The organism is Bradyrhizobium nitroreducens, assembly GCF_002776695.1.
Lineage (GTDB): Bacteria > Pseudomonadota > Alphaproteobacteria > Rhizobiales > Xanthobacteraceae > Bradyrhizobium > Bradyrhizobium nitroreducens.
In genome coordinates this window covers 7,895,227-7,908,617 of the sequence record NZ_LFJC01000003.1, presented here as the reverse complement: position 1 = coordinate 7,908,617, position 13,391 = coordinate 7,895,227, and the positions used below count along the sequence as shown (strand labels likewise).

Below are 13,391 nucleotides of genomic sequence, written 5' to 3'. Positions count from 1 at the left end.
CTTGCGGGGCTGATTATGCAGCTCTCGTGCCGGCTTTTTCCGTGACCTCCATCACATTTGTTTTTCCTGCGAATCCGGGTAGCCTTTTCAACGACTTGCAGGGGGTGGCGCGGGGCTGGGAGCGCGCTGGCCGGCCCCCGGCCAGAACCCGCCAAAGTCCCGCGACCAGGTATTTCATGAGCTTTCAATATTTTGCCGGCGCCGCCTGCCGGGCGCTGCTGGCGCCGAAGGACGGCCCTTCGCTTTACGATGTCTGCGATCCCGTATTGTCTGCCACCACCAGCGGCGATCCGCATCTGGCCAAGTTCTACAAGACCGCGCTCGGCAATCCCGCACTGCGGGTGCTGTTGCGGCGGGCTGGACTGCCCGAGCTGCGTGACGAGGCCCGGCTGACGGCGCTGCGCGCGGCGCTGGTTCGCGCCCGCGACGAGGCCGAGCCCGATTGGGGGACGGTCGGCCAGCCGGTCGCCGATCTCGTCGACGGCATCGCGCTCGACCATCCCAAGCCGCCGCCGGCGATATTCATCAGCTCGGCGCCGCCGCAGGCGCAGATCGACGGCGTGATCCGCGACTGCGCGCAGCATCTGCTCGGCTCGTACCGCCGAAACGGCTTTCTGCCGACCTATGCCGCCTTCAACCTGATCGGCGATCCGGATTTCCGCGGCCGCGAGCTGATCATGGCGCTCACGGGCCTCAACGCCCGGGGCTACAAGAACTCCTCGCTGCTGTTCAACCTCGCCCGCGTCTTCATCGCGCGCTCGAAGGCCGCCGCCGTCGTCAATCCGCCGTGGCGCGGGATTGCCGAGCCGATGTGGGAGCCGGTGCAGATCCGTCACCGCTCGGCCTATTACGACGCGTTCTTCATCGAAGCGCTGCTGAGCTATGGCGAGACCGGGCTCGCCTCACCGGCCGACAAGGTTGCAGCGGAGCGCGCCATCGCCGACATGGTGGATTTCTGCGTCAACATCAGCCGCGAGGAGGTCGAGGGCATCGACGGCGCGCGCTTCAACGTCGTCACTGCGCTGGCGCCCGCGCCGCATCCGCGCTTCTCGCGCTTCTTCGCGCAGATCAAGCAGGACCTCGGCTTCGGCATCTACGTGCCGGATTGCGACACCACGGCCTGCTCGATCTCCGCGGCGACGCAGGCCGGCTGCCTTGATGCGATCATCGACCAGCCGCTGCTGGATTTCTACGCCGGCTACCAGGTGCGCGCCGGCGTCAACGAGCCGCGCGTGACCGTGCCGCTCAACGACAACATCGACTACGAGGGCGGCGTCGCGACCTGGATCGACAACCTCAGGGGCGAGCGTCCCTACGGCAACGATCTCGATCCGACGCTCAATCTCGACATTCTCGAGGTCAGCTTCCGCAACCTCGCGCGCTGGAAAGTTCTGGAGACGCCGTCGCGGCTCGCCACGGTGCATCGCATCATCGGTTTCCAGAAGCGGCTGGCCGCGAGCGGCGCCTTCGCCAATCCGCGCTCGCACATCTATTACCTGCCGGAACTCTACAGCGCCTATTTCGGCCGCTGCTATGCCGCCTTCCTGGCGCTGCCGCTGGCGGCGCAGGCCGCGGTCGACCCTGGCGGCGATTTCGACTTCATCCGCCATCGCGTGCTGTCCTACGTCAAAGGCGAGCTGATGGCCGCGGAGATGAACGTATTCGACGCGGCGCTGGCGCTGATCGCGCTCGGCCATCTCGGGGCCGACCCGCGCGCCTTCGCGCCGGCGCTGAACGTGATCGTCGCCAGCCTCGGCGAGGGCGGCCGCCGCGGTCCGTTCCGCGCCTATGAGTGGAACAAGATGAAGACGCCGACGCGGATCCTGGTGGGCGGGCCGGAGGTGACCTCGGCCTTCGTGCTGATGGGATTGGCGATCGCGAAGCGGGCGATGGCGCGGGGGTGATGTGTCCTCTTACCCTCCCCTGGAGGGGGAGGGTCGATCGCGCGTAGCGCGAGCGGGGTGGGGTGACGGTCTCTCCACGACGAACTGTGCCCGTGTTGAGAGATCACCCCACCCCGTCACGCAATCTCGCTTCGCTCGATCGCATGCCGACCCTCCCCCTCCAGGGGAGGGTGAGAGAGAGCCGCAATGACGGGAAGTTGAAAGCCCATCTGTCGGGCATAAGCTGGCCCGGCGGCCAAAAGCCGACCACAATTGCGCGGCTTATCGATCGTTTCATCACACGCGGACCGGCATGTTGCGAAAATTCCTGATTGCGCTGTCTCTCCTCGCCCTCCCCTCGCTCGCCCACGCGGCCGACATCACCGGCACGGCTAAGGTTCGCTCCGGCGATGCCGTCGTGATCGGCAATACGCGGGTCCGGCTCGGTGGCATCGACGCGCCCGCGGTCGACCAGCTCTGCCTCAACAACAAGACCGAGCGCTGGACCTGCGGTATCGCGGCGCGCGACGAGCTCGCCAAATACGCCGACGGCAAGAGCTGGGTCTGCCACGCCCGCTCGATCGACCGGCGGGGCCGCACCGTGGCGCGTTGCGAGGTCGGCGGCGAGGACATCCAGAAATGGCTGGTGCGCAGCGGCTGGGCGCTGGCCTACACCCGGGTGTCGCACGATTACGAAGCAGACGAAAAGGCCGCGCGTGAGGCGAAAGCCGGGATGTGGCAGGGCGCCTTCATCGCGCCCTGGGACTGGCGCGTCCGCAACAAGAAGACGCAGATCCTGGGCGCGACCAGGCCGCCTGACGGCGCGCATGCGGTGCTGCTCGCCTCGGCCTCGGGGCCGGTCGCGCCCTCCCCGGACTGCACCATCAAGGGCAACGTCAACAGCGCCGGCGAATGCATCTATCACCAGCCGACCAGCCGCTGGTACACCCAGATCAAGATGAAGATCAGCAAGGGCACCCGCTGGTTCTGCTCGGTGGAAGAGGCGGAGGCCGCCGGCTGCCGCGAGACCAAGCGATAACCAGACCTGCGTTTTGGACGCTTTTCCAAGGCCCTCGCCCCGCGTAAAACCATTGTCACAGCCACCCACCGATTTGTTCTCTGGCAATAAGGACCGACAGCAATGACCGTTCGCGCGGGCCGGGAGTTTCTGGCCATCCCCGGGCCCACCACGATGCCCGACGAGGTGCTGCGGGCGATGCATCGTCCGGCGATCGACATCTACTCCAAGGAGATGCTCGACCTCACCGAGAGCCTGCTCGGCGACATCTCGAAACTGTTCGCGACCAAGGGCAAGTCCTACATCTACATCGCCAACGGCCACGGCGCCTGGGAAGCGGCGCTCAGCAACGTGCTGTCGCGCGGCGACAAGGTGCTGGTGCTGGAGAGCGGGCGCTTCGCGATCGGCTGGGGCAATGCGGCGGCGCTGATGGGCGCCGAGGTCGAGGTGCTCAAGGGCGACTGGCGCCGCGCGGTGCGGCCGCACGAGGTCGAGGAGCGCCTGCGCCGCGACAAGGAGCACACCATCAAGGCCGTCGTCGTGGTCCAGGTCGACACCGCTTCGGGCGTGCAGAACGACATCGAGGCGATCGGCAAGGCGATCAAGGCGAGCGGCCATCCCGTGCTGTACATGGTCGACACAGTGGCCTCGCTCGGCTGCATGAAGTTCGAGATGGACAAATGGGGCATCGACGTCGCGATGTCCGGCTCGCAGAAGGGCCTGATGACGCCGCCCGGCCTCGGCTTCGTCGCCGCCAATGCGCGCGCACTCGAGGTGCACAAGAAGGCCAACATGTCGACGCCCTATTGGAGCTGGAGCGAGCGCGAGGGCACCGAGAATTACCGCAAATATGCCGGCACCGCGCCGGTGCATCTGTTGTTCGCGCTGCGCAAGGCGATCGACATGCTGCACGAGGAAGGCCTCGAGAACGCCTTCCGCCGCCACAGCCTGCTGGGCGAAGCCGCGCGCCGCGCGGTTTCCGTCTGGGCCGAGGGCCAGGTGCTCGGCTTCAACGTCGCCGAGGCCAACGAGCGCTCCAACACCGTGACCACGGTGACCATGAGCAACGGCCACGACCCCGCCGTGCTGCAGCGCTACTGCAAGGACAAATGCGGCGTCGTGCTCGGCACCGGCATCGGCGACCTCTCGGGCCAGGCTTTCCGCATCGCCCATATGGGCCATGTGAACGCCCCGATGCTGCTCGGCACGCTTGGGGTGATCGAGGTCGGCCTGAACGCGCTGAAGATCCCGCACGGCAAGGGCGGGCTGGAAGCGGCGGTGTCGTATCTCGGGGACGAGGTGGCGGCGTAGGAGTCACAAACTCCGCTGTCGCTCTTCCTTCTCCCCTTGTGGGAGAAGGTGGCGCGAAGCGCCGGATGAGGGGTTCTCTCCACAATCCATACTGCGAGATGGACTCGCGGAGAGAACCCCTCACCCGTCTCGCCGCTTCGCGGCGAGCCACCCTCTCCCACAAGGGGAGAGGGGAAGATCAGTGCTCGACGCGATACGCCTCGACCTGCGCCTTCAGCTCATCCAGCGACGCAGTCGGCTTGCCGGGATCAACCCGATACTCCCCGCTCGCCAGCCATCTCAGCACCATCGCGTCCACCACCGGCGAATGGTGGATGACGTCGCCGTAATTGTTCAGATCGTGCGTCACCTGCTTGATCGCGCGGAAATCGTGCAGGCGGACGTTGGGAAGCTGCGTCAGGCGCTGGGCAATCACCGCCGTGAGATCGGTGACGATCTTCAACGTCTCCGGCGAGGCATCGCGCATCGCGACGAATTGCAGGATCGAATAGGGCGGGAAATAGACGTCGAAGGTCACGCCGGGATGGCGTGCGATCAGGCCGACGGCATCCTGCTCGAAATGCCGGATCATGGCTTCATAGCCGTAGCCTTCGCCGAGGAAGCGGCTGCGCACGGGACTGGTGATGTAGGCGAAGGCGGCCAGCGTCTTCTTCGCATTGTAGTCGCGCGCGAGATCGAAATTCCGCGGCAGCGCGTAGATGTCGTCCACATCCGATAGCGCGAACTTCACCGGGAGATAAGGCGCCGCCCGGGTCAGCAGCTGACGCAATGGCGGAACCGAGCGCAGCAGCGCGAACAGGGATTCCTTGGCCATCGCCGCGCTGAACAGATAGGAGGCGATGCCCTTCGCCGTCCTGCGATAGAGATCGACGGACAGATAGGGATCCGTCTCGATGTCGGCGGCATCGACGAAGATGAAATCGTCCATCGCCCAGATCACGCGCCGCGCGCCGCGCTCGATCGCCTGCTCCAGCACGAAACCTTGCTGGCGCGAATTGGAGCCGGTCATCGCCAGCTTGAGCGAATGCACGCCGAGCACACGGTCGATGTCGCTCTGGCGGAAATGAATCGCGAGCGAGGTGCCCATGAAGGCGGTGTCGAACGACTGGCTGCGGATCAGTCCGGCATTCTGCACGCGCGTGTCATCGGAATAGAACGCCGGAAGCCGCGAGGCGCGGAACAGCTGCAAGGGATCGACGGCATAGATGAGCAAAGCCGCGCCCAGCACGCACGCGATGCTGGCGAGCAGAAGGCGCCTCAGTTGTGTGAACGCCCCGCGCATCAGAACCTGAAATAGATGAATTCGCTGTGGCTCTGGATACCGAGCAGCCCGAATGCGAGCACCAGGGACGCGCCATAGAAGAACAGCGGCCGCATGTACCCGGCGCGCAGGGCTTCGCCGACCCTGCGGTTGTCGTGGTCATATCCCATGATCGCTTGCGTATTCGGCGCCAGCCACACCAGCGCGGCATACACCGCGATGAGGACGAGGGCCGCGATCTCCTCGCGGCCGAAGACGATGTTCGAAGGGTCGGCCATGGCGTGGAGCACCCGCAGCGCCCATTCCACACTCGCGGCACGGAAAAACACCCAGGCGACGACGACGGCGAGGAAGGTCAGCACGGCGCCGGCAATACGGGCCGGGCGTGCCAACAACGGCGGAACATCAGGCGCGAGCGCATTGAAGGCGTGATTGGCGCAGAGATAGGCGCCGTGCAGCGCGCCCCAGATGACAAAAGTCCAGGCCGCGCCGTGCCAGAGCCCGCCGAGCAGCATCGTGATCATCAGATTGACGTAGCGGAGCGCGCGGCCGCGCCTGTTGCCGCCGAGCGGGATGTAGAGATAGTCGCGCAGGAATTGCGACAGGGTCATGTGCCAGCGCCGCCAGAAATCGACGATGCTGGTGGCCTTGTAAGGTGAGTTGAAGTTGACCGGCAGGAAGATGCCGAACATCAGCGAGATCCCGATCGCCATGTCGGAATAGCCGGAGAAGTCGAAATAGAGCTGGAACGTGTAGGCGAGCGCACCACACCAGGCTTGATCGAAGCTCGGCGAGCGCGCCTCGAAGGCGAGCGCGACCAGCGGCTGGATGCCGTCGGCAAGGCAGGTCTTCTTGAACAGGCCGACCGCGAAGATGATCACGCCGCACAACATCAGATGCCCGTCCGGCCGCTTGCTCTCCTCCCGTTCGAATTGCGGGATCATGTCCTTGTGGTGAAGGATGGGTCCGGCAATCAGATGCGGGAAATAGATCACGAACAGCGCGTAATGCGGCAGCGCATAGGCCGCGACCTGGCCGCGATACGCGTCGACCAGGAACGCGATCTGCGTGAAGGTGTAGAAGGAGATGCCGACCGGCAGCAGGATGTGGACCGCGGCATGCGTGCCGAACAGCGCGTTGAGATTTTCGGTGACGAAGCCGGCATATTTGAAGATGCCGAGCACGACGAGATCGCCGGCGACGCCGAGCGCGAGCACCGCCTTTCGTTGTGAGGGCCTGAGCTTCGCCACGATCAGGAGACGGCCGACGCCGTAGTTGAAGGCGATCGAGAGCAGCAGCAGGGCCACGAACTGCCAGCTGCCGATGGCGTAGAAGGCGAGCGAAGCCAGCGCCAGCCAGATCACCGGTGTCAGGTTGCTGCGCCGCCCGAGCCAGAAATAGCCCGCCAGCACGAGGGGCAGGAACAGCAGGATGAACGGGTAGGAATTGAACAGCATCAGGCTGGACCGGCGGCGGGGATATGGAGCCTAAAGCACACAAGGGGCTGATCAACAACCCGGCGACTTGGCGCAGCGGCGCTGGCAATTCGCGGAAACAGGACGATATAAGGCAGTGCATCTGCTCCCTCGCCCCGCTTGCGGGGAGAGGGTCGGGGTGAGGGGGAGCCTCCCCAAGGACGGCGATAGTTGGATTCGCGGAGAGTCCCCCTCACCCGGATTGCATCTTCGATGCAATCCGGCCTCTCCCCGCAAGCGGGGAGAGGCGAAGAGCCGCGACGCACGGACATGAACGAGGACCGAGTGACCCAAGCCAAAAACCCTTCCCAGCCCCCCGTCGCCCCGCGCCGGCCGCATTCCTTCACGCGGCACGGCATCACCGTGACCGACGATTATGCCTGGCTGAAGGACGAGAAGTGGCAGGAGGTGCTGCGGGATCCCGGTGTGCTCGACCCCGACATCCGCAAATATCTGGATGAGGAGAACGTCTACACCGAGAGCCTGCTCGGCCATACCGCGGCCTTGCAGAAGACACTGGTGCGCGAGATGCGCGGACGGATCAAGGAGGACGATTCCAGCGTGCCGTCGCCCGACGGGCCCTTCGCCTATTTCCGCAGATTCCGCGAGGGCGGCCAGCACGAGCTGTTCGGCCGCATGCCGCGCGGTGGCGGCGACGGTGAGATCGTGCTCGACGGCGACGCGCTCGCCAAGGACCACAAATATTTCAAGTTCGGCGGCAGCCGGCATTCGAACGATCACAGGCTGCACGCCTGGAGTGCCGACACCAAGGGCTCCGAATATTTCTCGATCCGCGTGCGTGACTGGGCGACGGGGATGGATCTCGACGATCTCGTCGAGGAGACCGACGGCGGCGTGGTCTGGGCTGCGGATGCGAAGTCCTTCTTCTATGTGCGCCTCGACGACAACCACCGGCCGATGCAGGTGTGGCGGCACAGGCTCGGCACCAGCCAGGCCGACGACACGCTGGTCTATGAAGAGCAGGATTCCGGCTGGTTCACCCATCTGCACGAGAGCACCAGCGGCCGCTTCTGCGTGATCGCGGGCGGCGATCACGAGACGAGCGAGCAGCGGCTGATCGATCTCGCCAACCCGGACGCGCCGCCACGCCTGGTCGCCGCGCGCGAGGAAGGCGTGCAATATTCGCTGGCCGACCGCGGCGATCAGCTCTTCATCCTCACCAATGCCGATGATGCCATCGACTTCAAGATCGTCACCGCGCCGCTGGCCTCGCCCGAGCGCAAGAACTGGCGCGACCTGATCCCGTATCGTCCCGGCATCTACATCATCGACCTCGATCTCTATGCGGGACACCTGGTGCGGCTGGAGCGCGCCAATGCGCTGCCGTCGATCGTGATCCGCGATCTCGTCTCGAACGAGGAGCACGCCATCGCCTTCGACGAGGCCGCCTATTCGCTGGATACGATGGGCTCCTACGAGTTCGAGACGACGACGCTGCGCTTTGCCTATTCGTCGATGACGACGCCGTCGGAAGTCTACGATTACGATATGGTCAAGCGCACGCGCACCCTGCGCAAGCGCCAGGAAATTCCGTCGGGCCACAACGCAGCCGACTACGTCACCACGCGCATCATGGCGAAGGCGCAGGACGGCGCCGAGGTGCCGGTCTCGATCCTCTACCGCCGTGGCCTGACGCTCGACGGCACCGCGCCGCTGCTGCTCTACGGCTATGGCTCCTACGGCATGGCGATGCCGGCCTCGTTCAACGCCAACCGCCTGTCGCTGGTCGATCGCGGCTTCGTCTACGCCATCGCCCATATCCGTGGCGGCGCCGACAAGGGCTGGGGCTGGTATCTCGACGGCAAGCGCGAGAAGAAGACCAACTCGTTCGACGACTTTGCGGCCAGCGCCCGCGCGCTGATCGCGGCGAAATACACCAGCGCCAAGCGCATCGTCGGCCATGGCGGCTCGGCCGGCGGCATGCTGATGGGCGCGGTTGCCAACCGCGCCGGCGAATTGTTCGCAGGCATCGTTGCCGAGGTGCCGTTCGTCGACGTGCTCAACACCATGCTCGACGACACCCTGCCGCTGACGCCGCCGGAATGGCCGGAATGGGGCAACCCGATCGAAAGCGAGAAGGATTTTCGCACCATCCTGTCCTACTCGCCCTACGACAATGTCGCGGCGAAGGAGTATCCGGCGATCCTCGCCATGGGCGGCCTGACCGATCCGCGCGTCACTTACTGGGAGCCCGCCAAATGGATCGCGCGCCTGCGCGCCACCATGACCGGCGGCGGCCCGGTTCTCCTGCGTACCAACATGGGCGCCGGCCATGGCGGCGCGTCGGGGCGATTTGATCGGCTCGACGAAGTCGCGATCGTCTACGCGTTCGCGCTGTGGGCGGCGGGGATGGCGGAGGCCGGGGTTTAACCCCAGCCAAGATGGAGCGAGCATGCGACGTTACATCAAGCGGGATTTTCCGACTTCGAACGTCCGCCGCTTGCTCGAGCCTGGCCCCGTCGTCCTTGTGAGTTCGGCCCACAAGGACGAGACCAACATCATGGCGATGGGCTGGCACATGATGATGGAGTTCTCGCCGGCGCTGGTGGCCTGCATCATCTCGAGCGCGAACCACAGTTTCGACCTGATCCGCGGCAGCCGTCAATGCGTGATCAACATCCCGACCGTCGACCTCGCGACGACGGTCGTGAAGATTGGCAACAGCTCCGGACGCGACATCGACAAGTTCGGCGAATTCGGCCTGACTCGCAAGCCTGGCACGCATGTGCGCGCGCCACTGATCGACGAGTGCTACGCCAATTTCGAATGTCAGCTCGTCGATGCCAGTCAGCTGAACAAGTACAACATGTTCGTCTTCGAAGTGGTCAAGGCGCACGTGGCAACGACGCCCAAATTTCCGAAGACCATTCACTATCGCGGCGACGGCGAGTTCATGATCTCCGGCGCAGAGACGCGCAAGTACCGGAAGCTGTTCCGGCCCGAAATGCTGTGATCTCGGCGCGTCTTACCGGCCGTTCTTCTTCCGCCATTCCGCGAAATCGGTCAGCGTCTGCGGATCGGTGGCGGGATAGAGGCCGAAGATGCCGCGGCCCTTGCCGACTTCCTCGGTGACGAAGTCCTCGAAGGCAGTCATCTCGAAGGTTTCGCTCGCGATCTCGTCGGCGAGATGGGCGGGGATCACGATGACGCCATCGGCATCACCCAGGATGACGTCGCCGGGAAACACCGGCGCATCGCCGCAGCCGATGGGGACGTTGATCTCGATCGCCTGGTGCAGCGTGAGGTTGGTCGGTGCGCTCGGGCGATGATGGTAGGCGGGGATGCCGAGCCTGGCGATCTCGGCGGAATCGCGAAAGCCGCCGTCGGTGACGACGCCGGCAACGCCGCGCTTCATCAGCCGCGTCACCAGGATCGCGCCGGCCGAGGCCGCGCGCGCGTCCTTGCGGCTGTCCATCACCAGCACGGCACCCACCGGGCAATCCTCCACCGCCTTGCGCTGCGGATGCGAGCGATCCTTGAACACGTCGATGGTGTTGAGGTCCTCGCGCGCCGGCATGTAGCGCAGCGTGAAGGCCTCGCCGACCATGGTCGGCTGGTCAGGACCGACGGGATGCACGTCCTGGATCATCTGGATGCGCAGGCCGCGCTTGAACAGCGCGGTGGCGACCGTGGCGGTGGAGACGGATTTGAGCTTGTTGCGGGTGGCGTCGCTGAGTTTGGGCATGGTCTATCCTCTTGTCATTCCGGGGCGCCGCGCAGCGGCGAGCTATGGTGCGCAATTGCGCACCAGAGAATCCATCGGCCGCATACACCGCGGTGAAATGGGTTCCGGGTTCGCGCTTCGCGCACCCCGGAACGACGGTCAGTAAATCGACGGCTCGCCGATCGGCGCGCCGAAATCGGTCTCGAGGAAGTCGAAATCGCAGCCGTCATTGGCCTGCTTGATGTGTTTCGTGAACATCCAGCCATAGCCGCGCTCGAAGCGGCGCTCCGGCTGCTTCCAGGCGGCGCGGCGCTTTGCGAGCTCGGATTCGGGGACGTCGAGATTGATGGTGCGGGCGGCGACGTCGAGCGTGATGCGGTCGCCGTTCTGCACCAGCGCCAGCGGGCCGCCGATGTAGGATTCCGGCGAAACGTGCAGGATGCAGGCGCCGTAGCTGGTGCCGCTCATGCGCGCGTCCGAGATGCGCACCATGTCGCGCACGCCCTGCTTCACGAGCTTGGTCGGGATCGGCAGCATGCCCCATTCCGGCATGCCCGGGCCGCCCTGCGGCCCCGCATTGCGCAGGATGAGGATGTGGTCCTCGGTGACGTCGAGATTGGGATCGTCGACCGCCTTCTTCATCGCGGGATAATCGTCGAACACCAGCGCAGGTCCGGTGTGCTTGAGGAAGCGCGGCGCACAGGCCGAGGGCTTTATGACGCAGCCGTCGGGCGCGAGATTGCCCTTGAGCACGGCGAGCGCGCCCTCCTTGTAGATGGGATCGTCCATGCCGCGGATCACGTCGGCATTGTAGACCTCGGCGCCCTCGATGTTCTCGCCCAGCGTCTTGCCGGTGACGGTGACGCAATCGAGATGCAGATGCGGCTTGATCTGGCCCATCAGCGCCGGCAGGCCGCCGGCGTAGAAGAAGTCCTCCATCAGATAGGCATCGCCGCTCGGACGGACGTTGGCGATCACGGGCACCTTGCGGCTCGCGATCTCGAAATCGTCGAGGCCGATGTCCTGGCCGGCGCGGCGGGCCTGCGCGATCAGGTGGATGATCGCATTGGTCGAGCAACCCATCGCCATGGCGACCGCGATCGCGTTCTCGAAGGCTTTCCGGGTCTGGATCGCCTTCGGCGTCAGATCCTCCCACACCATCTCGACGATGCGGCGGCCGCATTCACTGGACATGCGGATGTGGTTGGCGTCGGCGGCGGGAATCGAGGAGGCGCCGGGCAGCGTCATGCCGATGGCTTCCGCGATCGCCGTCATGGTCGAGGCCGTGCCCATGGTCATGCAGGTGCCGTAGCTGCGGGCGATGCCGGCTTCGATGTCGAGCCAGTCCTTGTCGGAGATTTTTCCGGCACGCCGCTCGTCCCAGTATTTCCAGCCGTCGGAGCCGGAGCCGAGCGTCCTGCCCTTCCAGTTGCCGCGCAGCATCGGGCCCGCCGGCAGATAGATCGCCGGAATGTTCATCGAGGTCGCACCCAGCAGCAGCGCCGGCGTGGTCTTGTCGCAGCCGCCCATCAGCACCACCCCGTCGACGGGATGGCTGCGCAGCAATTCCTCGGCGTCCATCGCCAGCAGATTGCGATAGAGCATGGTGGTCGGCTTGAGCAGCGATTCCGACAGCGACAGCGCCGGCAGCTCCAGCGGCAGCCCGCCGGCCATCAGGATGCCGCGCTTGACGTCGTCGACGCGCGACTTGAAGTGCATGTGGCAGGGCTGCGCGTCCGACCAGGTATTGAGGATCGCGATGATCGGGCGGTCCTTCCACTCCTCCGGCGCGTAGCCCATCTGCATGGCGCGGGAGCGGTGGCCGAACGAGCGGAGATCGTCGGGCGCGAACCAGCGCGCGCTGCGGAGCTGGTCGGGTGTTTTCTTCCTGGTCACGATTGAGTGCCCCATTTTTGGACGGTATTCCGCTCGATGGCGCGGAAGATCAGGTTCTCGACAAAGAGCCCGATGATAATCACCGTCAAGAGGCCTGCGAAGACCGCAGGTATGTCGAGGAGGTTGCGGTTCTCGAAGATGAACCAGCCGAGCCCGCCCTGCCCCGAGGACACGCCGAACACCAGCTCGGCCGCGATCAGCGTGCGCCAGGCAAAGGCCCAGCCGATCTTGAGACCGGTGAGGATCGAGCCGAAGGCGGCCGGGATGAGGATTTTGGCGACGTAAGGCAAGCCGCTCAGACCGTAATTGCGGCCGACCATGCGCAGCGTGTTCGACACGCTCTTGAAGCCGGAATGGGTGTTGAGCGCGACCGGCCACAGCACGGAGTGAATCAGCACGAAAACGAGGCTGCCGTTGCCGAGGCCGAACCAGATCAGCGCCAGCGGCAGCAACGCGATCGCTGGCAGCGGATTGAACATCGCCGTCACGGTCTCCAGGAAATCGGTGCCGATCCGGGTGGAGATGGCGAGAATGGTGAAGATCGCAGCGAGCACGATACCGGCCGAATAGCCCATGAACAACACTTTCAGCGAGGCCCAGGCCCGCATTGGAATGGTGCCGTCCTTGACGCGGTCGAACAGCGTGATCGCCGTATCGTGCAAGGTCGGAAACAACAGCGGATTGTCGAGGGTGACGCCATAGGCTTCCCAGACCGCTGCCAGGAACAGGATGATGACCGACTTGCGGACGAAGCCGTCGTTCCAGAGCATTTCAGGCACGCTGAGCTTGCGCTCGACCTCGCCTGCACCGATGGCGGCGGCCGGCTCGGTCCGCAGCAATATCCTGGCTTCGCCCATCAGAG

10 protein-coding genes are annotated in these 13,391 nt (G+C 65.2%); 5 read left to right on the top strand and 5 right to left on the bottom strand.

Annotated features, from left to right (window positions below; all coding sequences use genetic code 11):
* The first annotated feature begins 176 nt into the window (after window positions 1-176).
* The 3 genes from TSA1_RS37365 to TSA1_RS37355 all read left to right on the top strand — a co-directional run bounded on the left by TSA1_RS37365 (window position 177) and on the right by TSA1_RS37355 (window position 4,212).
* On the top strand, window positions 177-1,904 hold the full coding sequence (locus tag TSA1_RS37365) for a hypothetical protein (RefSeq protein WP_174719248.1): 1,728 nt from the start codon (window positions 177-179) through the stop codon (window positions 1,902-1,904).
* Between the two features lie 292 nt (window positions 1,905-2,196).
* Window positions 2,197-2,922: a thermonuclease family protein gene (locus TSA1_RS37360; RefSeq protein WP_100180687.1), complete on the top strand. Its 726-nt coding sequence runs from the start codon at window positions 2,197-2,199 to the stop codon at window positions 2,920-2,922.
* A gap of 102 nt (window positions 2,923-3,024) precedes the next feature.
* Window positions 3,025-4,212 carry a pyridoxal-phosphate-dependent aminotransferase family protein gene (locus tag TSA1_RS37355; protein WP_100180686.1) on the top strand — a complete coding sequence of 396 codons (1,188 nt, stop codon included), beginning with the start codon at window positions 3,025-3,027 and terminating at the stop codon, window positions 4,210-4,212.
* A gap of 178 nt (window positions 4,213-4,390) precedes the next feature.
* On the opposite strand, the gene TSA1_RS37350 is transcribed toward TSA1_RS37355, so the two are convergent.
* Together TSA1_RS37350 and TSA1_RS37345 are read right to left on the bottom strand one after the other, a co-directional pair.
* Window positions 4,391-5,494 carry a hypothetical protein gene (locus TSA1_RS37350; protein WP_100180685.1) on the bottom strand — a complete coding sequence of 368 codons (1,104 nt, stop codon included), beginning with the start codon at window positions 5,492-5,494 and terminating at the stop codon, window positions 4,391-4,393.
* Window positions 5,494-6,930, bottom strand: a complete 1,437-nt coding sequence (locus tag TSA1_RS37345) for an MBOAT family O-acyltransferase (protein WP_100180684.1) — start codon at window positions 6,928-6,930, stop codon at window positions 5,494-5,496. Before TSA1_RS37345 ends, TSA1_RS37350 begins: the two co-directional genes overlap by 1 nt.
* Before the next feature lie 303 nt (window positions 6,931-7,233).
* Between TSA1_RS37345 and TSA1_RS37340 the strand changes: the two genes are divergently transcribed.
* Together TSA1_RS37340 and TSA1_RS37335 are read left to right on the top strand one after the other, a co-directional pair.
* Complete coding sequence (locus TSA1_RS37340) at window positions 7,234-9,339, top strand: S9 family peptidase (RefSeq protein WP_100181559.1); 2,106 nt, start codon at window positions 7,234-7,236, stop codon at window positions 9,337-9,339.
* Between the two features lie 22 nt (window positions 9,340-9,361).
* Complete coding sequence (locus TSA1_RS37335) at window positions 9,362-9,922, top strand: flavin reductase family protein (protein ID WP_100180683.1); 561 nt, start codon at window positions 9,362-9,364, stop codon at window positions 9,920-9,922.
* A gap of 12 nt (window positions 9,923-9,934) precedes the next feature.
* Here the strand turns inward: TSA1_RS37335 and TSA1_RS37330 are convergent, their stop codons facing one another.
* From TSA1_RS37330 to TSA1_RS37320, 3 genes are all read right to left on the bottom strand, one after another.
* Window positions 9,935-10,654, bottom strand: coding sequence for a ribonuclease activity regulator RraA (locus TSA1_RS37330; protein ID WP_100180682.1), 720 nt, complete (start codon window positions 10,652-10,654; stop codon window positions 9,935-9,937).
* Window positions 10,655-10,792: 138 nt separating this feature from the next.
* Window positions 10,793-12,544, bottom strand: coding sequence for an L-arabinonate dehydratase (araD, locus tag TSA1_RS37325; protein WP_430649789.1), 1,752 nt, complete (start codon window positions 12,542-12,544; stop codon window positions 10,793-10,795).
* Window positions 12,526-13,386: an ABC transporter permease gene (locus TSA1_RS37320; RefSeq protein WP_100180681.1), complete on the bottom strand. Its 861-nt coding sequence runs from the start codon at window positions 13,384-13,386 to the stop codon at window positions 12,526-12,528. The genes araD and TSA1_RS37320 overlap by 19 nt, the downstream gene beginning before the upstream one ends.
* Window positions 13,387-13,391: the final 5 nt, after the last annotated feature.

Bases quoted from the DNA above. Each gene is read 5' to 3' on its own strand.
- TSA1_RS37365 (WP_174719248.1), top strand. From the start codon at position 177: ATGAGCTTTCAATATTTTGCCGGCGCCGCCTGCCGGGCGCTGCTGGCG.
- TSA1_RS37320 (WP_100180681.1), bottom strand. From the start codon at position 13,386: ATGGGCGAAGCCAGGATATTGCTGCGGACCGAGCCGGCCGCCGCCATC.
- TSA1_RS37335 (WP_100180683.1), top strand. From the start codon at position 9,362: ATGCGACGTTACATCAAGCGGGATTTTCCGACTTCGAACGTCCGCCGC.
- TSA1_RS37355 (WP_100180686.1), top strand. From the start codon at position 3,025: ATGACCGTTCGCGCGGGCCGGGAGTTTCTGGCCATCCCCGGGCCCACC.
- TSA1_RS37330 (WP_100180682.1), bottom strand. From the start codon at position 10,654: ATGCCCAAACTCAGCGACGCCACCCGCAACAAGCTCAAATCCGTCTCC.
- TSA1_RS37350 (WP_100180685.1), bottom strand. From the start codon at position 5,494: ATGCGCGGGGCGTTCACACAACTGAGGCGCCTTCTGCTCGCCAGCATC.
- TSA1_RS37360 (WP_100180687.1), top strand. From the start codon at position 2,197: ATGTTGCGAAAATTCCTGATTGCGCTGTCTCTCCTCGCCCTCCCCTCG.
- araD (WP_430649789.1), bottom strand. From the start codon at position 12,544: ATGGGGCACTCAATCGTGACCAGGAAGAAAACACCCGACCAGCTCCGC.
- TSA1_RS37345 (WP_100180684.1), bottom strand. From the start codon at position 6,930: ATGCTGTTCAATTCCTACCCGTTCATCCTGCTGTTCCTGCCCCTCGTG.